Consider the following 19,028-nt stretch of genomic DNA (forward strand, 5'->3'; position numbering starts at 1 on the left):
CGCTACGGGCGACGCAAGGAGCATGATCTGGCACGAAAGACCGTCTTTATCCGTACATACGTACTGCGTAAGGTGAGTGATCTTATTAACCACCTGACGCATCAGGGTGCCATTCTTCATGTAGTTATAGGCATCCCGAAAGACCTGGCGCACCACCAGACCGCGCCGGTCGCGCTTGGTATCGAGCGGCAACTCCTTGAGGCTAGGGAAGAGATCGGTGGTCACGAAATCCAGCAAGCGATCCCCGGTCAAGCCCTCCGGGTTGGCGGCCCAATACCGCCAGCGCAGCCGGTCGGGGATGGGCGAGCGATAATCGTTCTCTAGCAGTTCGTATTCCTGTTCGCGGTCGTCGAAGATCTTGAGAAAGATCATCCAGACGAGCTGGCCGATACGCTGGGCGTCGCCATCTACACCGGCGTCCTTGCGGAAATAGCCCGTAAAGCCCAAGAAGCTTTAGCCTTGGGATAGAAGGGCTTCACCTGCTTTAGCCCAACAACTGATATGCGAACAGTTTTGCTTTTTAGGCGAAGCCGTGGTATATATACACTATGCGCAAGAGCTTCAAATACCGAATCTATCTGTCGAATGGACAGCGACGCATCCTTGCGCAGCAGTTTGAGGTGAGCCGCTGGGTCTACAACGAGACGCTGGCCGAACGCAAGCGGGCATATGAGGAGCGGGGCGAGAGTCTGCGCGTGTACGACACGCAGGCCATGCTGCCGATCTGGAAGCGCACCAAGCCCGAGTTGAAGCTGATTCATAGTCAGGTGCTTCAAAATATCAGCGTGCGGGTGGATTTGGCCTTTCAAGCGTTCTTTCGTCGGGTGAAGGCAGGTGCCGAAACGGTCGGTTTTCCGCGTTTCAAGGGCTTCGGTCGCTACGACAGCCTCACCTACCCGCAATACGGCAATGGCGTGCGCTTGGAAGGTACGCGGCTGATCCTCTCGAAAGTTGGCGCGGTGCATGTCGTCTTGCATCGGCCTGTGGAGGGTACGCCGAAAACAGTCACGCTCACCCGGTCGCGTACCGGCACATGGTTTGCGGTCTTCTCGTGCGAGGTGGATGTCGCGCCGCTGCCACCTACCGATGCGGTCGTGGGCGTGGATGTCGGGCTGGCGTCGTTTGCCACCCTCTCGACGGGCGAGGAGATCGCCAACCCGCGCTTCTATCGGCGTGATGAGGCTGACCTGAAGCGCGTGCAGCAGCGCAAAGACGCGGCCAAGAACGCGCAGGATTGGCCCGAGAATGCCAAACAGAAGGGCATTCTGGCGAAGATCCATGCGCGGATCGCCAACCGGCGGGCGGATTTCGCGCACAAGCGGAGCCGCGCGTTGGTGAACGCCTATCAGGTCATTGTGTTTGAAGACCTGGCCCCACAGGAGATGGGGCGCAGTCGTGGGATGCGCAAAAGCATCATGGATGTGGCGTGGACTCAGTTCATCCAGATGACCATCGCCAAAGCGGAAGAAGCTGGGCGACAGGTGATTCTGGTGAACCCCCGTGACACGACCAAGATGTGTTCGTCCTGCGGCAAACTCGTGCAGAAAGCATTGCGCGACCGCATCCATACCTGCCCCCATTGCGGGCTGGTGCTGGGACGCGATCATAATGCGGCGCGCAATATTCTGTATCGGGGTCTCCCATCCCTGCGGTTGTAACCGAACGAGTGTGGGGCGGCACACTCTGAAGCCCAGGTGCTTTAGCCCTGGGAGCCGTCACGGTCAGCCAGAAAGAGGATCCGCTGGCGCACCCCGGACTTCCAGAGCCGCCAGATAATCTGGAAGGTGGTGTAGGTCTTGCCGGTACCAGTGGCCATTACCAAAAGGATCCGCTGCTGCCCGCCCGCTATCGCCTCAACCACCCGGTTAATCGCCGTGCGCTGGTAATAACGCGGCTCGCGTCCACTGCCATCGCTATAGTAGTGCTGGGTAATAATCTGCTGCTGGGCCGAGCTATCCAGCCCCTTCCAGGCACAGTAGCGCGCCCAGAGCGCAGCGGGCGAAGGGAACTCGTCCAACGCCAACTCGCGCTCCACCACCCCAGCCATACCCGTGCGGTCATGCTCCAAAAACCCCGTGCCGTTCGAGCTATACACAAAGGGCACATCGAGCGCCTCGGCATAGGCCAACGCCTGCTGCATGCCCGCACCGAGGCTATGGCGCTGATCCTTCGCCTCGATGATCGCGATGGGCAGATTGGGTTGGTAGGAGAGCAAATAATCTGCCCGCTTGCGTTCGCCCCGGCTCACCAACGTACCGCGCACGATCACCCGGCCCTGGGTGAACGTCACCTCCTCGCGCACCTGGGCATGCAGATCCCACCCCGCCGCCACAATCGCCGGAGTGATGTACTTGGTACAAACATCGCGCTCGCTCAGATCAGGTTTGCTTGGGTTCATAGGGGGTATGATCTATACTATATCTCCATCCCCAACGCCTCCGCCACACTAAAGATGTCCTTGTCGCCGCGCCCAGAGAGGTTCACGAGGATGATCTGATCCTTGCGCAGTGTCGGCGCGAGTTTGAGCGCCTCGGCAATCGCATGCGAACTCTCCAGCGCCGGGATGATCCCCTCATAACGCGAAAGGGTCTCGAAGCCATCCAGCGCCTCCTCGTCATCGGCGGCGGTGTAGGTGGCGCGCCCGGTGTCGTGCAACCAGGCATGCTCCGGCCCTACGCTGGCGTAGTCGAGACCGGCGGAGATCGAGTGGGTCAAGGCGATCTGGCCATCGTCGTCTTGCAGCACGTAGGAGTAGGTGCCTTGGAGCACCCCCGGACTGGCCGCGAAGAAGCGGGCGGCATGATCACCCAGGGTGGCTCCGCGTCCGCCCGCCTCGACGCCACGCAGGGCCACGTTTGTGTCGTTGAGGAAGGGGTGGAAGATGCCGATGGCGTTTGAGCCACCCCCCACACACGCGACGATCACATCGGGTAAGCGCCCCACCTGGTTCAACATCTGCTCACGCGCCTCGTGGCCGATCACGCTCTGGAAGTCGCGCACCATCGTTGGGTAGGGGTGCGGCCCCAACGCCGAACCGAGCAGGTAGTAGCTCTCCGGGTTGGTCACCCAGTCGCGCATGGCCTCGTTGATCGCGTCTTTGAGCGTGCGCGAACCACTCTCCACCCCGCGCACCTCGGCCCCCAGTAGGCGCATACGGAAGACGTTCGGGCGTTGACGGGCCATATCGTCAACCCCCATATAGACCACGCACTCCATACCGAGCAACGCACAGACCGTGGCAGTCGCCACGCCATGCTGGCCCGCGCCCGTCTCGGCGATGATGCGGCGCTTGCCCATGCGCTTGGCGAGCAAGCCCTGACCAAGCGCGTTGTTGATCTTATGCGCCCCGGTATGCGCCAAATCCTCGCGCTTGAGGTAGATCTGCGCCCCGCCACACTTCTCGGTGAGCCGCCGCGCAAAGGTGAGCGGCGTAGGTCGCCCGGTGTAGGTGCGCTGCAACTCGCCCAACTCGGCCCAGAATGCGGGGTCAGCCTTGGCCTCAGCGTAGGCCGCCTCAAGCGCCATCACAGCGGGCATGAGCGTTTCGGGAACATAGCGCCCGCCATAGGGGCCAAACCGGCCAGGGGTGGTCTCTGTTTCGCTGCTCGACATAATTCTTTCCTAAAGCAAAGTGGCAGGTGGCGGGAAGATGCCACCTGCCACTTCGGTTATACACCGTATCCCTACTTCTGGATCAGGCTCTCGTCTTTGTTCTTCTCGCCCTCTTCGAGCAGCATGATCGGAATACCATCCTCAACCGGGTAGCGATAGCCATTGCGGCGATTAACCAGCCACTCCTTGCCCTGGCCATCGGTCAGCAACTCAATTGGCCCCTTGTCGGCTGGATCGGCCAGGATGCTCAGCAGCTCTGGGCTGATACTGCGCTTCTGACCAGGAGCCGCCGCTGCCGGGGCTAGGTCGAAGACGCTGTCTTCGCGGTACTGCTTGATCATGCGGTAGATCATGATTCCGACGCCAACGACGGCGGCAATCCCAAGGACACGCCACAGGTTCTTCATATCGGCCTCCTGCAATCATACCAAACCTTCACCTCGGCCACTAGCTGGCTCGTTGGTGGGCTAGGCGTATTGTACCCGAAATTTGCTCTGTTGGGAGCATCATCGCCACGCCTGTGGCGGTTGATCTGGGCCACACCACACCAACAGATGCGCCTCCGGCGTCACCCCATCGGGGTAACGCACCTCCAAGAAGGGAAAACGCTGCTCCTGCCGCAACATCGCCTCTACATCATAAATCACCTCGGTCCACGTCCCGGTGTTGATGTAGGTCTGCTCCTGGCCCAACGGCACCACCTGGGCCAAATGCGTATGCCCACAAATGAAGAGCCGGTCGGCGCGATGCTGGGGTTGGCGGGCAATCTTGAGCATCTCGCGGGCGTAGCGGTCACTAAAGGCGCGCATCTCGCGGCGCACTTGGCGCACCGCTTCGCTCTGCATCTGATCAAGCACCTGATCGGGAGGCGGGACGCCCCCGGCGACTGCGCTCACTTGGCGCGAGAAGCGCTGTTGGCGCGCCACGCGCTGACGGCGTAGGCCCGCGATCCAGCCCCACAACCCCAAGAAGATCGGCGCACTCAGCAACCCGCCCGGCCCCCGCCCGGTGATCGGCATCTCGTGGGGCGTGGGCCATGCCACCACCTGGAGGAATCCAGTCACCCCGCGCAGGAAGAAACGCCGTGCGGCGGTGTTGCGCAGCCGGGGTAGCGCCAGCAGGTACCAGAAGAAGGCCGAGGTCGGCTTCACATTGTCGAGCAGCGGCGCAATTGGCAAGGAATCTTCCTCCAGGTCGTTGATCACCTCTTTGACGATCTGGGTGCCGCGCACAACTTCAAACGGCTCGCAGATCCCGGCAAAGTGGACAAAGCGGTTCCAGGCATCAAACTGGTTGCCATGCACCATATAGATCCCGCCGCCGTGGTAACTCAGGCCAAAGCGTAGGCGTGGATCTGGGTAGGCCAAACCTAGCGCCTGGGTAAAGGCGGCCTTGGCCGCCGGGTAGTGCAACTCAAAATCGTGGTTGCCGATCAGCACGGTGATCTGGTGCTGTGGCAGTGCAATGAAGCGTGCCAGCGCCGCAAAGACCCCCGCATGGGCCTGAATGACTGCCCGCATCCGTTGGGCAGCCGCCTGATCCGACCACTCCTCGTCATCGAGGCCAGGGATGCGCACTTGCAAGAACTCAATCGTGTCACCAGCCAGGATCAACTCGGTTGGTTCGCTGCGGGTGACATACTGATCAAGAAAGGCGATCAATTCCTGATCGGCCTCAAAGTCGTCCAACCGATCCCCACCGCCCAGGTGCAGGTCACTAACAATGATGCGGCGCTGGTTGGGGCTGATCGCATCCGCGCCAAGCGGCGGGGTGGTATAGTCGGTCGGCTTGAGCGTCACCCGGCGGCACTGCAAAAAGACCCAGCGGGCGGCAAAGGCCAACCCAGCCAGCCCGCTGGCGAGGCCCGCGATCCGCCCGATCCGTTCCACCTGCTGCCTCATCGTGATGCCTCGCGGGCGGCATGGATGAAGGCGCGGATCTTCATGCTCGACTTGACCCCATCTTCTTCAACGCCACTACTCACATCCACGCCCCAGGGTTGCACGTGGCGGATGGCCTCGGCCACATTATCCGCATCAAGCCCCCCGGCGAGGATCAACGGATGTTTGCGGGCCAGATCGGCGGCACGGTGCCAATCGGCGCGGGTGCCCGTGCCCCCATACGCTCCGGCTACGTGGGCATCAACCAACAGGCGCACCCCAGCGCCGATCCATGCCGCCTCACCCACCGAGCCATCCATGCGGATAGACTTTAGCACCGGGCGCTCAATGCCGGCCATCTCCACCAACACCTCAGCGCCGCTGAGTTGCACCATATCCAGCCCCACCGTCGTGATCACCGCATTGATCGTGGCGACCGAGGTATTGACGAAGAGCCCGACCACCTGCGGATGCGGGGGCGGGCTACGGCGGAGTGCGGTGACGATCTGGATGGCCTCTTCAACCGCTACCTGACGGCGGCTGGGGGCAAAAACGAGGCCAACCATGTCGGCCCCGGCTTCGGCGGCAACTAGCGCATGTTCGATGCTGCGCAGGCCACAGATTTTGATGTGCATAGTCGTTTGGCTGAACTCCCCAGGGCATGGGTAAAGTCACCTCCGGTGGGGATTCGGGGGCGGCGAAGTCGCCCCCGAAGATCTTTTTTGTTGGTGTTTGCTGGGCTGCTACTCGCCAACCCGCAGCGAGTAGTAGACCCGCTTGCCCTTACCACTGCGCTCAAGCAGGGTGCGATTGATCGCCTGCTTGACCATCGTGCGCAATTGCTCGTTGGTGCGGGTCAGGTTCTGATCCTTGCGCAAGCCGCGCAGTGCGTCGAAGATCTGCTGGAATGAGACGGGCTTGCTAAACCCGCGCATCATTTCGCGGAAGACACTCCACTCCTCGTCACTGAAGTCAATCTCGGTGATGTCGGCGGCTGCGTCAATCTCCTCGGCTTCATCGGCGACTGGCTCCGGCTCAGCGATGGGTTCCGGCTCAGCAACTGGCTCCGGCTCAGCAACTGGCTCCGGCTCAGCAACTGGCTCCGGCTCGGCGATGGGCTCCGGCTCGGTGATGGGTTCCGGTTCGGCAACTGGCTCCGGCTCGGCGATGGGTTCCAGTTCGAAATCAGCCATCACCGCCGGTTCACTGATCAACTCGGCCAAACTGGCCGGAACTGGCGCATCAACCCAAGCCGGATCACCAGCCAAGTAGGGTTCGGGTTCCAGATCATGCTCGATCAGGAACTCTTCCTCCAGTTCATCCAGCAACTCATCAGCGGGCATTCCGGCGGCGGCCAACTCCTCTTCCGCCTGCTCTTCGGCCAGGATCTCCAGCGCGTCATCATCCTCGAAGGCATCAAGGGCGCGCAGTTCGTCCATGTAGGCCACCGGATCACCAATGATCGGCTCATCGTCCAGAATTGGCGGAGTCAACTCCAGATCATGATCCTCTGGTTCCAGATTCTGCACGATTGCCATCGGATCAATCGTGGGTGCCCCCTGACCCCGGCGCGAGCGGCGGCGGCGGCGGCGGCTTGTTGGGGCCGGCACGACCTCTGCCACCGGCGCGACGACCGGCTTCGGAGTCTCTTTGCGCCCATTACTCGCCACCACGGTCTCGGTAATCGGTTCGATCCCGTTGTCCTCAGTCAGCGCGGCAGCGAACTGCGAGAGCTTAAACGCATCTTCACCCGGCAAGAAGACCTCATTCACCGTGCCATTGGTGAAGATCTGCACCTTGCCGCGCTTCTCGGCATCCACCACAAAGTCCTTAAACTTTGCGAAGGGCCGCCCATTTACATCTTTGTAGCGGCTCTCTTTAAAGTCGCCGCCCATCAACTCCTTCATCACCAACTTGATCGAGCCAAGTGTCGAGACATAGCCGCGTTTTCGCACCAAATGAATGGCATCCACGAGCACTGTATAGATGTCGGCTTCGACGGGAGTAGGTACACTAACCGTAGCGACGGGGATGACGGGAATGACGGGGATGACGGGCGTTGGAACGACCACATGCGGTTCATGCCCAATCTCAATCCCACGGTTAAGTTCGGTCGAACGGTTGGCAATTGCGGTTGCCATAGCCGAACCACCCGGCTGTTTGCCCACCAACTGCTCATAAAAGACAAATTCATCGGCACTCTGGGCCAAGTGGGTACTCGCGGCCCCGCCAATACCAATGATGTAGACCTCTTTACCCTGCTGGCGGATCGAATTGACCAACGGGATAAAGTCGCGGTCGCCGGTGACTAAGACAAAGCGTGAAATGTTGGTATTGGTGAAGAGCGTCTTCATCGCGTCAATACACAGATTCATATCAACGCTATTCTTGATCGCCCGCCCGGTGCGCCCCATATCCTTATCGTAGTAATAGGTCGCCACATAGATCGGCTCAATCGCATTCGCATAGAGCGCACTTGTCACTCGCGGATAGCGATACCAATCAGCATAGGCACGGGAGATCACGACGCGGCCAAGGTCGCCACAGCGATCCATAATTGCTTCGAAATTGGGGTTCGCGTTCAGCTTATCGCGCACGCTCACATACACATTCTCGAAGTCAATAAAGACCGCGACATCAGGTCGCTTGTTTTCGTACGACATTGCTGGTACGTTTTACTCCTGTTGAGTAGGTGTCGGGTGAGGTGGGCGTAAGAAATGCTTCGGGGCCAGCTACACATGAGGCGGCTGTTCGTCGGGGTGTGATCGGGAAGAACAACATAATCACACGCGAGGGTGAGAATCGATCTCTTTGATATGAAGACTATGATGAGTAGCCGAGGAGGCGACTCACTGCACCTGCCAGTCGTCACATCAACGAAGAAGGAAGATTCATATCACCGTGACCAGGGCTACATTGTGCAGCACAGCACCGGGAAATTCCTCTGAACCACCTCAAAAAGGCTACAGATGGGAAAGACCGTCGCGAGTCTCAGCGGCACATCCCAAGGCTATGTACGTGTGCCGCCGCTTATGGCTGTACTATAGCATTGGAAGAGCGTTGATGCAACCACTACATTGCAGGTAACTGTTCACACTTGGGGTAAAAGAAATCTCGTATTGACGCAAAGGCGCAAGGACGCAAAGGTTTTGTTGCAGGCTTTGCGCCTCTGTAACTGTTCACACTTGGGGTAAAGGAAGCTTCTGATTGACGCAAAGGCGCAAAGACGCAAAGGTTTTGTTGCAGGCTTTGCGCCTCTGCGTCTTTGCGTCAAAAACTGGAAGCTAGGAGAAGTGTGAACAGTTACGCGCCTCTGCGTCTTTGCGTCAAAAACTGGAAGCTAGGAGAAGTGTGAACAGTTACCATTGCAGACTGACAGGGCATGGGCAACGCCACCTCCGGTGGGGGGCGGAGGTGGTGCAGCCGCCACCAAAAACTGGGATGTGGGGCTCCCCAAGGCTTTGCCCATGCCCGATGCAGATTCACAGGCGTGAGATGCGCCCGTAGGCCAACAGATGGCTGCGCAACTCCGCGTGGCTGATCTGCCCACGGGCGAATGCATGCCAACTGCGCAGCACCGCCCGCAACATCCCGGTGCGCACCACCAGCCGATGGGCTACCCGCATCCATGGTGGGGCGTGGCGATCCACAAACTGCGCCCGGCTGCGGTAGAGGGCGACCAGCATCTTCCAGCGGAACTGGCGGGTCGAAGCGCCCCCCACATGCACTACCTCTGCGTGGGGCACCTGCCAGATCGCCCAGCCGGCAGCACGAATGCGCCAGCACCAATCAATCTCCTCACTATACATAAAGTAGGAGTCGTCCAATCCGCCCACCTGCTTGAGCACGGCTGGCCGCACCAGCATGCATGCGCCCAGGGGATGATCGATGGGGAAGGGAGTGCTCCCACCCTCCTGGGGGTAGCGCCCGTGCCACCAGGAGTTGTAGAGCCGCCCTGGCAGCACCTCACCCGGCGGGAAGAGATCGAGCGCCGTCATCAGCAGTGTGGGGAAGCGGAAGGCGGCGGCCTGGAGGCTGCCATCGGGGTTGAGCAGGCGGGGGCCAACCAACCCGACCCGTGGGTGGGCGTCGAGGAAGGCCACGAGTGCCTCAATCGCGCCGGGGCGCACCTCAGTATCCGGGTTGAGCAGCAGCACAGCGGGCGCATCGGGGCCGTGCAGATCAAGCGCCGCGAGGCCCACATTGGTGCCGCGTGCAAACCCGACATTCTGATCGAGCGCGATCAGTTCAACCTGTGGGAACTCGGCGCGTACCATCGCCGCGCTTCCATCGGGCGAACAGTTATCCACCACAAGAACCCGCAACGGCAAATGACAATCGGCCAGCGTGGCCAGACAGCGCCGTAGCAGGTTTATGGTGTTGTACGAGACAATCACAACTGCAACTTGTTGGTGCATAGCGTTGCGCATTCTAGCGCGGAGTGGCCGAGGATGCAAGATACAGGGAACGTGCTACAATAGCCCTTTACTTCAGGTCATCATTGCTGGTACTACATCTATGGCAAATTACCTCCGCGACTTTATGACTGAGGCGCCGGTGCTCAGTGCCCGCCGCCCCACGATTAACGAGTTCTTTCTTTCAGCCTATACGCTGAATATCTATACCGGCTGTGAGTTGGGTTGCCCCTACTGTGATAGCTGGCTCTTCGGCAATCGTCCGCTCAACGAGACGATCCACATCCCCCTCGATCTGCCCCAACGCCTCAGTGCTGAACTCGCCCAGATTGACCGAGGTGATCTGATCGCTATTACTGCGCTGAGTGATCCCTACCAACCTGCCGAGCAGACGTACCGCATCACCCGCCAGACACTTCAAGTCCTGGCTGATCATGGTCAACCCTGCCTACTACTGACCAAAAGTGCGACGGTGCTGGAGGATACAGTACTCTTCCAGCGCTTGCATGAGCAGAGCCTCGCCATAGTCATGACCAGCCTGATGACCATGGACCCGCACTTAGCAGCCAAGTTGGAAGGCAAAGCCCCGCCCCCGGCGTTGCGCCTGGAGATGTTGGCCGAACTGAAGCGCGCCGGCATCCCAGTGGGGGTGGCGCTTGTCCCGCTGATGCCCTACGTCAATGACACCCAGGCGGGTGTGCGTGGGGTGTTGCGTGCCTGCGCCGATGCTGGGATTGACTTTGTGGTCTGGGACTACCTGCACATTGCCAATGATCGCCATCGGAGCCGGATCAACGAGATCCTCGCGCGGGTTGCCTCCTTCCCGCACAGCTACTACCGCGATGTCTACCAGGGCCAATCCACGGTCAGCCCGCGCTACCGTCAGGATCACGACAGCGACATCCTGAGCCGTGCTGATGGCCTCTCTTTAGAGGTGCGGGTGCCCCACCGCATCTACGCCGGGAAACTGCGTCCGACCAACGAGGCCGCGCTGCTGCTCAAGCATAGCGCCTTCCGCGACCGTGTGCAGGGGCGTGAGCGCGTGGCAGAGGTACACCGCCAACTCGCCGAGGAGATCTATGCGGGCAACCACGCGCCGGAAGGCTTGCGCGATAGCCCATTGGCACCGCTTATTCGTGAAATTCTGGCGCGGGCATGATCTTGGGGTTTGTGTGCGTAACCTGCTGTTGCAGGCGGGTATAGAGTTGGCGGCGTAGCTCCGAGAGCAGCGCCTGATACTCAGGGGTGTCAATGCGCTCGGTCCACATGATCAGCGCATCCTCACCATTATCGGTGTAATAGCGGCGGCGGGTGCCCCCTGGAAGGAACCCATACTTCACATACAGCCGTTGGGCTACCGTGTTAGAGACCCGTACCTCTAGGGTGAGCATCTTAGCTTCAAGATCATAGGCGGCATCAATCAGCCCATTGAGCAGTAATTCACCTACCCCAGAGCCACGGTAGCGCGGATCGACTGCAATCGTCGTGATATGGGCATCATCCACGGTCAGCCAGACCCCGCCATAGCCAATGATCGGGTATTGCTGAGTCGTTTCGTGCGTAGACGGGAAGAACGCGGACATAATATGATTGAGGATGCCATGTCGTCGGAGGTTAGGGGTGTTTTCAGGGTGGGGCGGCGGTGGGGTACTACTCATGCGCACCACCAGATAGCGGTTGGTGGCTGTATTGCGTAACTCGCGCTTATAGGTTGTTGCCGACCATGTCGAGGGAAAACTCTGCGCCTCAATCTCCTGAACCTCGGCGATGTCATCCTCGGTCATTGGTTCGATGAAGTAGTACATCGGTGTGTCATGTAGGGATGAATCCTCATCCCTCCCTCCCTAAAAACTACGCTTGGGGCTGCACCCCAGACCCGCTTTTTTCTCTGCTGTTGGCGGCTAAGCCGCCAACAGCAGAGAAAAAAAGTTCTTTAGGGGAGGCGAAGCCTCCCCCGAACCTTCGCTATGGGCGTAGCTTGAACCCCTCCCTACTTTAAGGCCGTAGCCGACGTCACGGTAAAGAGGCTCTGGTAGGCACCATCGCGTCCGAAGCCGCCGCCGGTTTGGAACGTTCCCGTCACCTCAACCAGCCCCCAGACATAACTATTGTTGGCCCCAACATTCAGATTGGGCGAGACATCGGGTGGGAACCCCTCCATCCAGATCGAGCTACCCACAGGCTGCGGGCTAGAGCCATCCTCTTCGGTCGAGATCCCTTCGGCCAAGACATAGATCAGCGAATTCCAGAAATAGTAGCCCTGGGTCGTAATCGTCTGGCCATTATAGGCATCAGGGTTGCGTTGCAACTCAAAGAAGGCGACTTTCCCCTCACCCAAGGGGGTATCCTTGATCTTCTGCTCAACTCGCCGCACCTGTTCGATCACCTCGGCGGAACTGACCGTGATTTGATAGGGGTAACTGCCATCCGGGCCAAAGTTGCCGGTAGCGAACTGGCCCCGCACGCGCACAAAGCCATAGACCGAATCACCGGGACGGTGCATATTGCTTGTCACATCAGATGGAAACCCCTCAAGCCAGATCGGATCACCCAATGGTTGGGCATCGAGACCACTATCGAGGGTATGAAGGCCCAGGGCGAGAACCGAGATAGTAGGGGTTCCGGGGCGCCAGAGATAAGCACCATCAACCGTAATCTCTTTGCCGGCATACGCGGCAGGGTTGGCGGTGACATTCTGTACATAGAGTGACGCGCCGAGGGTGCTGCCTTGGCCCCCACATGTGGCGAGCAACGGCAGAGAGGCGAGCAGCAGAAGGGCAATCATCATGGATCGCCACTGACTGCGAATCATACAATCCTCCTAACATACGGCATTCACTAAGCCGATTATACCACTGATGGGCATCTCATAGGGTAGCACCGGCTTCCAGCCTGACCGGCTGGAAGCCGGTGCTACCTTCGCGCTTAACCGAATGCGCATGCGGCTTCGCCGCCCCCGAAGATATTTTTATTGTTTTTTGGCGGCGTAGCCGCCAAAAAACAATAAAAATTGAGGTTTGGGGCACAGCCCCAAGAACTTTGCCCATGCCCTAGTGTGAACAGTTACATCCTTGACAGGTCTAGACGAGAACCGTATTATTAGCATATCATGGGGCTATGAATTCACAATGGCCGAACTCATCATAGCGGGGCACTGCCCCGCTTGATGCACATTAACAACTGCATAGGAGGCTACCGTGATAGATCTACTCTGGGCCGGCCTCGGCCTAGTAGTTGGGCTGGTTACAGGCGGAGCAATTGGTGTCTGGTGGGTGTACAACGGGGTAAACTCTCAGATGCAGAGTAAAGCCGCTGAGGCTCGCTTGCTCCTTGAAGAGGCCCGATCCCAGCAAAAAGAGATCTTACTTCAAGCGAAAGATGACGCGCTACGCATTCGAAATGATGCTGAGGCCGAGATACGTGAGTCTCGCCAGAGCGTCCAGAAACAAGAAGAACGCCTACAACGGAAGGAGGAGAATCTCGACCGCAAACTCGAGGGGCTTGAGCGACGGGATCGCCAGGTACAGAACCGCGAACGTCAGATCGAGCAGTTGTACCAGGAAGCTGAGCGAGTTAAGAGCCAACAGGTGATCGAGTTGGAGCGTATTTCACAACTCAATCGTGATGAGGCTCGTGAAATTATTCTTGCCCAGGTTGAGCGCGAGGCCCGCGATGAAGCGGCTCGCCGGATCCGTGAGATCGAACAGAGCGCCCGCAATGAAGCGGAGAAGAACGCCCGTAAGATCATTGGGCTTGCAGTCCAGCGCTGCGCGTCCGATTATGTCGCTGAGCTGACCGTCACAACCGTGAACCTTCCCAGTGAGGAGCTTAAGGGCCGTATTATTGGCCGCGAAGGGCGCAACATCCGCGCCTTCGAGCAGATCACTGGTGTTGATATCATCGTCGATGACACGCCCGAGGCGGTGACGCTCTCGTGTCATGACCCGGTACGCCGGGAGGTGGCGCGGGTTTCACTCACTCGGCTGCTCAAAGACGGACGCATCCATCCCACGCGCATTGAAGAGATTGTGCAGAAGACCCAGCTTGAGATTGAGCATGTGATGCGCGAAGAGGGGGAGCGGGTTGCCTATGAAGCGAATGTCCAGGGCTTACACCCTGATCTGATTAAGTTGCTGGGGCGGCTGAAATACCGCACTAGTTACGGGCAGAATGTGCTTCAGCATTCATTGGAGTGTGCGCTGCTCGCGGCACATATGGCCGCTGAGATCGGGGCGAATATTAACATCGCCAAGACTGCCGCCCTGCTTCACGATATCGGTAAGGCGGTGGATCATGAAGTCCAAGGTCCCCACGCCCTGATTGGTGCCGATATTGCGCGCCGTCTGGGCCGTTCCCCAGCGATTGTCCACGCAATTGCCGCCCATCATCACGATGAAGAGCCGCAAACCGTCGAGGCGTTCCTTGTGATCGCCGCCGACGCTATCTCCGGTGGGCGCCCTGGGGCGCGCCGCGAGACGCTTGACCTCTATATCAAGCGCTTGGAAGCGCTCGAAACTGTGGCTACCTCCTTTAGTGGGGTGCAACGGGCCTTCGCGGTGCAGGCTGGCCGTGAGGTGCGGGTGATGGTGCAACCCGACCAGATTGATGACCTAGCGAGTATCCACTTGGCGCGCGATGTCGCCAAGAAGATCGAAGAGAGTTTACAATACCCTGGGCAGATTAAGGTGACGATTATCCGTGAAACACGGGCTGTTGATTTTGCGCGTTAGTCGTACCGCTTGAACGGTCTATCTTTCTTTACCTTCTCGTATGGAAAAGAGGAGTAAATCTGCTCGATTCCATATGAGAAGATAAAAAGTGAATAAATCGTTAATCTTTGAATATTAGTACACAAACTAAGTATCTCGTGAGCTACATGTTTTGTATTGAGGGCTTCCATATTCGATTGCTTATGGTACAATCGTTTGGTATCACATATGCGCCCTGCATCTCAGTTTGTACCAGGAGGGCTGTGTCTTATGAGCCTTAATGCCTCATCTGCTGATCTGCCCCCTCTACCAACCCGTCACGATCCCGAGGAGGAACGTATGACTAATGCCCAGTCTCTCCCTGTCGCTCGCGCTGTGGGTGCCAGTGCATCTCAATCGGCTGATGTTCAGCGCTCGGCTGAGGTTCTCAAGGTCTCGACCCGTTCACGCCCTAGTGCCGTAGCTGGTGCTATCGCTGGGGTGATCCGTGAGAGCGGGATGGCTGAGGTTCAGTCTATCGGGGCCGGAGCGACCAATCAGGCGATTAAGGCCGTGGCGATTGCTCGTAGTTACCTCCACGAAGAGGGGATCGACATCGTCTGTGTCCCAGCCTTTATTGATGTGGCTATTGATGAAGAAGAGCGTACCGCCATCCGTCTGTTGATTGAGCGTCGCTAACCACGTAGGATACGCCACGTCAGGCTCTCACCAGGGGTGGTGAGAGCTTTTTTGTTCTTTACTCGTGCAATTTAAGGATCTTGTTATGGAAGAGATTGCCGCCTTTTTGGGCAACTACCCACCGTTTGACCAACTTCCCCCTTCAGGGCTGCAACGTATCGCTCGTTCGGTGCAGATTGAGTACTTTGCCGCCAACCATGATGTCCTCACCTTCGGTGGCGCTCCGTCGCAGTTTCTCTATGTCGTCTGTAAGGGCCATGTCGATCTTATTCGTGAAGGTGACGGTGAGACCCAGATCTTCGATAGCCTTGGCCCCGGTGAAGCCTTTGGCCATCCGTCACTGATCCTTGGTCAGCCGCCGATTATTACGGTACGTGCCCATACCGAGGTGTTGGTCTATCTCCTCCCCGCCGCGCTCTTCCACGAATTGCGCGCTGAGTTCCCGCCTTTTGCCAATTTCTTCGCCGCTTCGGCAATTGAACGCCTGGAGTTTGCCGTCCGTAGTCGCCGTGATAGCGCCGCTCCGACGCTCTTCCAAACCCATCTGCGCGATCTGGTTGAACGCGATCTGGTCGCGATTAGCCCCGATGCGACGGTCCAAGAAGCCGCTCAGCTCATGAGCCAGGAACGGGTCTCGTGTCTGTTGATTGATTTGCCGCCCTATGGCGTGCTTGATCAGGATACGGGTATCTTTACCGACCGTGATTTGCGAACCCGTGTGGTGGCTGCTGGTATTCCCTACGATACCCCCGTCTCACAGGTGATGACGACGCCTATCCGTACCCTCCCCGCCGATAGTCTGGTCTTTGAGGGTCTGATGGCGATGCTGGAGAATCGCCAACACCATATGCCGATTACTGAGCATGGCCGGATTGTCGGGATTGTGACCCATACGGCCATCCTGCGCCACCAGAGTAGTAGCCCGGTCTTTTTGCCGAGTCAGTTGAGTCGTGCCCAGACGTTGGATGATATGCGACGCTACCGCGATAAGGTCGTCGCGACGGTTGGCTCGCTGCTTGATGCGGGTGCTCGTGTGAGCGATATTGGCCGCGTGGTAGCGGTGGCCCACGATACCTTACTCCAACGTCTCCTGCGTGATGCGGAGGTGACGTTAGGGCCGCCGCCGGTGCCCTATGCGTGGATGGTGCTGGGGAGTGAGGGCCGCTTTGAACAGACTCTGCTCACTGATCAGGATAATGCGCTGGTCTATACTGATGATGCGCCACCTGAAGCGGCGACCTATTTTGCGACACTGGCTGATCTGATTGTGGGCCAGTTAGAGATCTGTGGCTTCCCGCGCTGTCCGGGGGAGATTATGGCCAGTAATCCGCAGTGGCGTCAGCCGTTGCAGGTCTGGAAGGATTACTTCTCGCGCTGGATCAATGTGCCCGAAGAAGAGGCGCTGCTGCGGATTGCGATCTTCTTTGATTTCCGCAAAGCCTATGGCGAGCTCGATGTTGAGGCCGCGCTGCGTCCGGTCGTGCTCGACGCACGCGAGAATCGCGTCTTCTTGGCGCGTTTGGCGCGCGCTGCGCTGCGTAACCATGCCCCGCTTACCCTCTTCCGCCAGGTCGCGTTGCAACGCCAGGGCGAGCAGCGCCACCTGATTGACCTTAAGCATCGTGGGACGGCGATGGTGGTGGATATGGCACGTCTCTTCTCCCTGGAGGCCGGGTGTAACGCAACCTCGACCGTTGCGCGTTTGCGTCAGTCGTGGCCGGAGAGTAGTATCAGTGAGGCCGATGCGCAGTCGTTGATCAGCGCCTTTGAGTTGATCAGTACGCTGCGTTTGCGTAACCAGCAAGAGCAGATTACACGCGGTGAGGAGGTGACGAACCATGTCTGCTACCGCCAATTGAGTCCGATCAACCAGCGTGAATTGAAGGAGTCACTCCAGGTAATTGCCGGGGTGCAACGCGGGCTGGCGCGCATCTTCCAGACCGGTATGATTGGATGAGGTGAAGATGTTCTTCTTTCGGCGCAAACCAGAGTTTCCCGACTTTGTCCGGGCCTATACCGATGCTCCACGCCCCGATCCCGCCCGTCATTGGCGTGAGGTGGGCTATAGTGTGCTCGATATCGAGACGAGTGGCCTCAACCATAAGCGCGATGCGCTCTTGGCGATTGGGTTGGTTGAGATCGAGGAGGGCCGTATCCACCTCAACCGCCACTGGTATACCCTGGTGCGTCCGCCGGAGGGGTTGGAGGTGGATGCGAGTTCGATCCGTATTCACGGCCTCACCCGTGCTGAGTTGGAGGATGCGCCGCATGCGGATGTCATCCTGCCTGAACTTCTGGCGCGCCTCGCTGGGCGGGTGATGGTGGTGCATGTTGCCCAGGTTGATGTCTCCTTCATCAATCAGGCGATGCGTACCCGCTGGGGGGCCAAGTTGGTTGGTCCGATCATTGATACCGCCCGCATTGCTATGTCACTGCACGAGACGGCCAAAATTCTCGGTTCGGTGCAGCCTGACATGCCCATGCCCGCCATTCAGTTGCGGGCGCTGGCAACCCGGTTTGGGTTGCCGAGCTATGGCGAGCATAACGCACTGAATGATGCGCTCACCACGGCGCAACTCTTCTTGGCCCAGGCGACCCGCTTGGAGGGGGCGGGTCGCCCAACATTGCGCGGGCTGATGAAGGCCGGTGGGGTGTAGGTGGGGATGGCTTCGACAGGCTCAGCCAGCGTGCCGCTGGCTGAGCCTGTCGAAGCCATCGCATGTCGAAGCCTTATGACAGCATGGCCAAATGGGCTTATGCTACAATCCACATGAGGGTTGAATCCTCAACGTGTCCAATGGGTTGATGTCGAAAAAGAGGTAGCAATTGAAATGACCACGTTGAACACAAACACTATTTCAACAGCATCCCCCCTTGATATTCAGCGCATCGTAGAAATTTGTCGTCACTATGGGGTTGCGATGGTTGGATTATTTGGCTCGCAGGCGCGTGGTACTGCCAATGCCCAGAGTGACATTGATCTCTTGGTGCGCTTTGCCGATCCGACGAGTTTGCTGAAGGCAATTGCACTCGAACAAGAACTCGAAACGGCACTAGGCCGCCATGTCGATCTCCTCACCGAAGCCGCGCTCAATCCCTATCTGCGGGCGAATATCATCTCTGACTTGCGAGTACTGTATGAAGCCGTCTGATACGATCTACTTGCGGCATATCTTGGACGCATTGACCACGATTGAACGCTACATCACCGATGTAGATGAAGCGACTTTTTTTCGTGAGAGCCTGATCCAGGATGACGTCATCCGTCAGATGATGATTATTGGTGAGGCAGTCAAACAACTTACGCCAGCAACTCGCCAACAAGCACCACATATTACTTGGTCGGCTATTGCTGGTATGCGCGACAAACTCATTCACCATTATTTTGGTGTTGACCTCAGTCAGGTCTGGCTGACGACAAAGGATGATCTGCCCATGCTCAAGATGGCTGTAACGACACTACTTGCAAAGCGATAGCGTTCTTCGTCTGACTCCTGAACGGGCTTCATCGTGATAAAGCCCATTCCCGTGACCCCCCGCAATGGTGTCGCATCCCGTGGGCGCGTCACGACGCGCCCCTCCATTCGCATCGCCCCATCCGTAGGGGCGCATCGCGATGCGCCCCCGCAATGGTGCCGCATCCCGTGGGCGCGTCGTGACGCGCCCCTATACCCCTCAAGCTAAGAAAACAGCCAAGGAAGCTCTTTTGTGTCATCATGGAAGTAGGAACAAAA

At 58.5% G+C, this 19,028-nt stretch carries 18 protein-coding genes; 8 read left to right on the forward strand and 10 right to left on the reverse strand.

Translation table 11 applies throughout. From position 1 onward, the window contains the following. The coding region (locus EKD03_RS16325; protein WP_153188300.1) for a type I restriction-modification system subunit M N-terminal domain-containing protein at nt 1–447 on the reverse strand (447 nt) is incomplete at its 3' end. A 101-nt stretch (nt 448–548) separates the two neighbouring features. Between EKD03_RS16325 and EKD03_RS16330 the strand changes: the two genes are divergently transcribed. Then, nucleotides 549–1,658: an RNA-guided endonuclease InsQ/TnpB family protein gene (locus tag EKD03_RS16330; RefSeq protein WP_129633198.1), complete on the forward strand. Its 1,110-nt coding sequence runs from the start codon at nt 549–551 to the stop codon at nt 1,656–1,658. 41 nt (nt 1,659–1,699) lie between these two features. Here the strand turns inward: EKD03_RS16330 and EKD03_RS16335 are convergent, their stop codons facing one another. From EKD03_RS16335 to EKD03_RS16365, 7 genes are all read right to left on the reverse strand, one after another. Next, the gene (locus EKD03_RS16335) at nt 1,700–2,398 is read right to left on the reverse strand and encodes a DEAD/DEAH box helicase family protein (RefSeq protein WP_129633200.1); all 699 of its coding nucleotides are present in this window, start codon (nt 2,396–2,398) and stop codon (nt 1,700–1,702) included. Nucleotides 2,399–2,415: 17 nt separating this feature from the next. Next, nucleotides 2,416–3,612: a tryptophan synthase subunit beta gene (gene trpB, locus EKD03_RS16340; protein WP_129633202.1), complete on the reverse strand. Its 1,197-nt coding sequence runs from the start codon at nt 3,610–3,612 to the stop codon at nt 2,416–2,418. A 71-nt stretch (nt 3,613–3,683) separates the two neighbouring features. Next, a complete protein-coding gene (locus tag EKD03_RS18870; protein ID WP_129633205.1) occupies nt 3,684–4,019 on the reverse strand; it encodes a Trm112 family protein in 336 nt (111 codons plus the stop codon). Nucleotides 4,020–4,118: 99 nt separating this feature from the next. Further along, the gene (locus EKD03_RS16350; RefSeq protein ID WP_129633207.1) at nt 4,119–5,513 is read right to left on the reverse strand and encodes a metallophosphoesterase; all 1,395 of its coding nucleotides are present in this window, start codon (nt 5,511–5,513) and stop codon (nt 4,119–4,121) included. Next, nucleotides 5,510–6,127: a phosphoribosylanthranilate isomerase gene (locus tag EKD03_RS16355; RefSeq protein ID WP_129633209.1), complete on the reverse strand. Its 618-nt coding sequence runs from the start codon at nt 6,125–6,127 to the stop codon at nt 5,510–5,512. The genes EKD03_RS16350 and EKD03_RS16355 overlap by 4 nt, the downstream gene beginning before the upstream one ends. A gap of 108 nt (nt 6,128–6,235) precedes the next feature. Beyond that, nucleotides 6,236–8,155 (reverse strand): NYN domain-containing protein, encoded by a 1,920-nt coding sequence (locus tag EKD03_RS16360; RefSeq protein WP_129633211.1) that lies wholly within the window; start codon nt 8,153–8,155, stop codon nt 6,236–6,238. Between the two features lie 819 nt (nt 8,156–8,974). Next, on the reverse strand, nt 8,975–9,910 hold the full coding sequence (locus EKD03_RS16365; protein ID WP_238613558.1) for a glycosyltransferase family 2 protein: 936 nt from the start codon (nt 9,908–9,910) through the stop codon (nt 8,975–8,977). A 100-nt stretch (nt 9,911–10,010) separates the two neighbouring features. On the opposite strand from EKD03_RS16365, the gene EKD03_RS16370 reads away from it, so the two are divergent. Then, the gene (locus EKD03_RS16370; RefSeq protein WP_129633215.1) at nt 10,011–11,066 is read left to right on the forward strand and encodes an SPL family radical SAM protein; all 1,056 of its coding nucleotides are present in this window, start codon (nt 10,011–10,013) and stop codon (nt 11,064–11,066) included. Here the strand turns inward: EKD03_RS16370 and rimI are convergent. Beyond that, nucleotides 11,038–11,712 (reverse strand): ribosomal protein S18-alanine N-acetyltransferase, encoded by a 675-nt coding sequence (gene rimI, locus EKD03_RS16375; RefSeq protein WP_129633217.1) that lies wholly within the window; start codon nt 11,710–11,712, stop codon nt 11,038–11,040. The genes EKD03_RS16370 and rimI overlap by 29 nt on opposite strands. 185 nt (nt 11,713–11,897) lie before the next feature. Beyond that, nucleotides 11,898–12,719, reverse strand: a complete 822-nt coding sequence (locus EKD03_RS16380) for a hypothetical protein (RefSeq protein WP_174842890.1) — start codon at nt 12,717–12,719, stop codon at nt 11,898–11,900. Nucleotides 12,720–13,104: 385 nt separating this feature from the next. Here EKD03_RS16380 and rny point away from each other — a divergent pair, with 385 nt between their 5' ends. From rny to EKD03_RS16410, 6 genes are all read left to right on the forward strand, one after another. Then, nucleotides 13,105–14,637, forward strand: a complete 1,533-nt coding sequence (gene rny, locus EKD03_RS16385; protein WP_129633219.1) for a ribonuclease Y — start codon at nt 13,105–13,107, stop codon at nt 14,635–14,637. A 318-nt stretch (nt 14,638–14,955) separates the two neighbouring features. Next, on the forward strand, nt 14,956–15,294 hold the full coding sequence (locus EKD03_RS16390) for a stage V sporulation protein S (RefSeq protein WP_274542420.1): 339 nt from the start codon (nt 14,956–14,958) through the stop codon (nt 15,292–15,294). Nucleotides 15,295–15,379: 85 nt separating this feature from the next. Next, nucleotides 15,380–17,251, forward strand: a complete 1,872-nt coding sequence (locus EKD03_RS16395; protein ID WP_129633223.1) for a DUF294 nucleotidyltransferase-like domain-containing protein — start codon at nt 15,380–15,382, stop codon at nt 17,249–17,251. A 7-nt stretch (nt 17,252–17,258) separates the two neighbouring features. After that, nucleotides 17,259–17,951 (forward strand): 3'-5' exonuclease, encoded by a 693-nt coding sequence (locus tag EKD03_RS16400; RefSeq protein ID WP_129633225.1) that lies wholly within the window; start codon nt 17,259–17,261, stop codon nt 17,949–17,951. A gap of 174 nt (nt 17,952–18,125) precedes the next feature. Next, nucleotides 18,126–18,446 (forward strand): type VII toxin-antitoxin system MntA family adenylyltransferase antitoxin, encoded by a 321-nt coding sequence (gene mntA, locus EKD03_RS16405; protein WP_129633227.1) that lies wholly within the window; start codon nt 18,126–18,128, stop codon nt 18,444–18,446. Further along, the gene (locus tag EKD03_RS16410) at nt 18,433–18,771 is read left to right on the forward strand and encodes a HepT-like ribonuclease domain-containing protein (protein WP_174842891.1); all 339 of its coding nucleotides are present in this window, start codon (nt 18,433–18,435) and stop codon (nt 18,769–18,771) included. Before mntA ends, EKD03_RS16410 begins: the two co-directional genes overlap by 14 nt. Nucleotides 18,772–19,028 lie beyond the last annotated feature (257 nt).

This window comes from Candidatus Oscillochloris fontis (assembly GCF_004138135.1).
Classification (GTDB): Bacteria; Chloroflexota; Chloroflexia; order Chloroflexales; family Chloroflexaceae; genus Oscillochloris; species Oscillochloris fontis.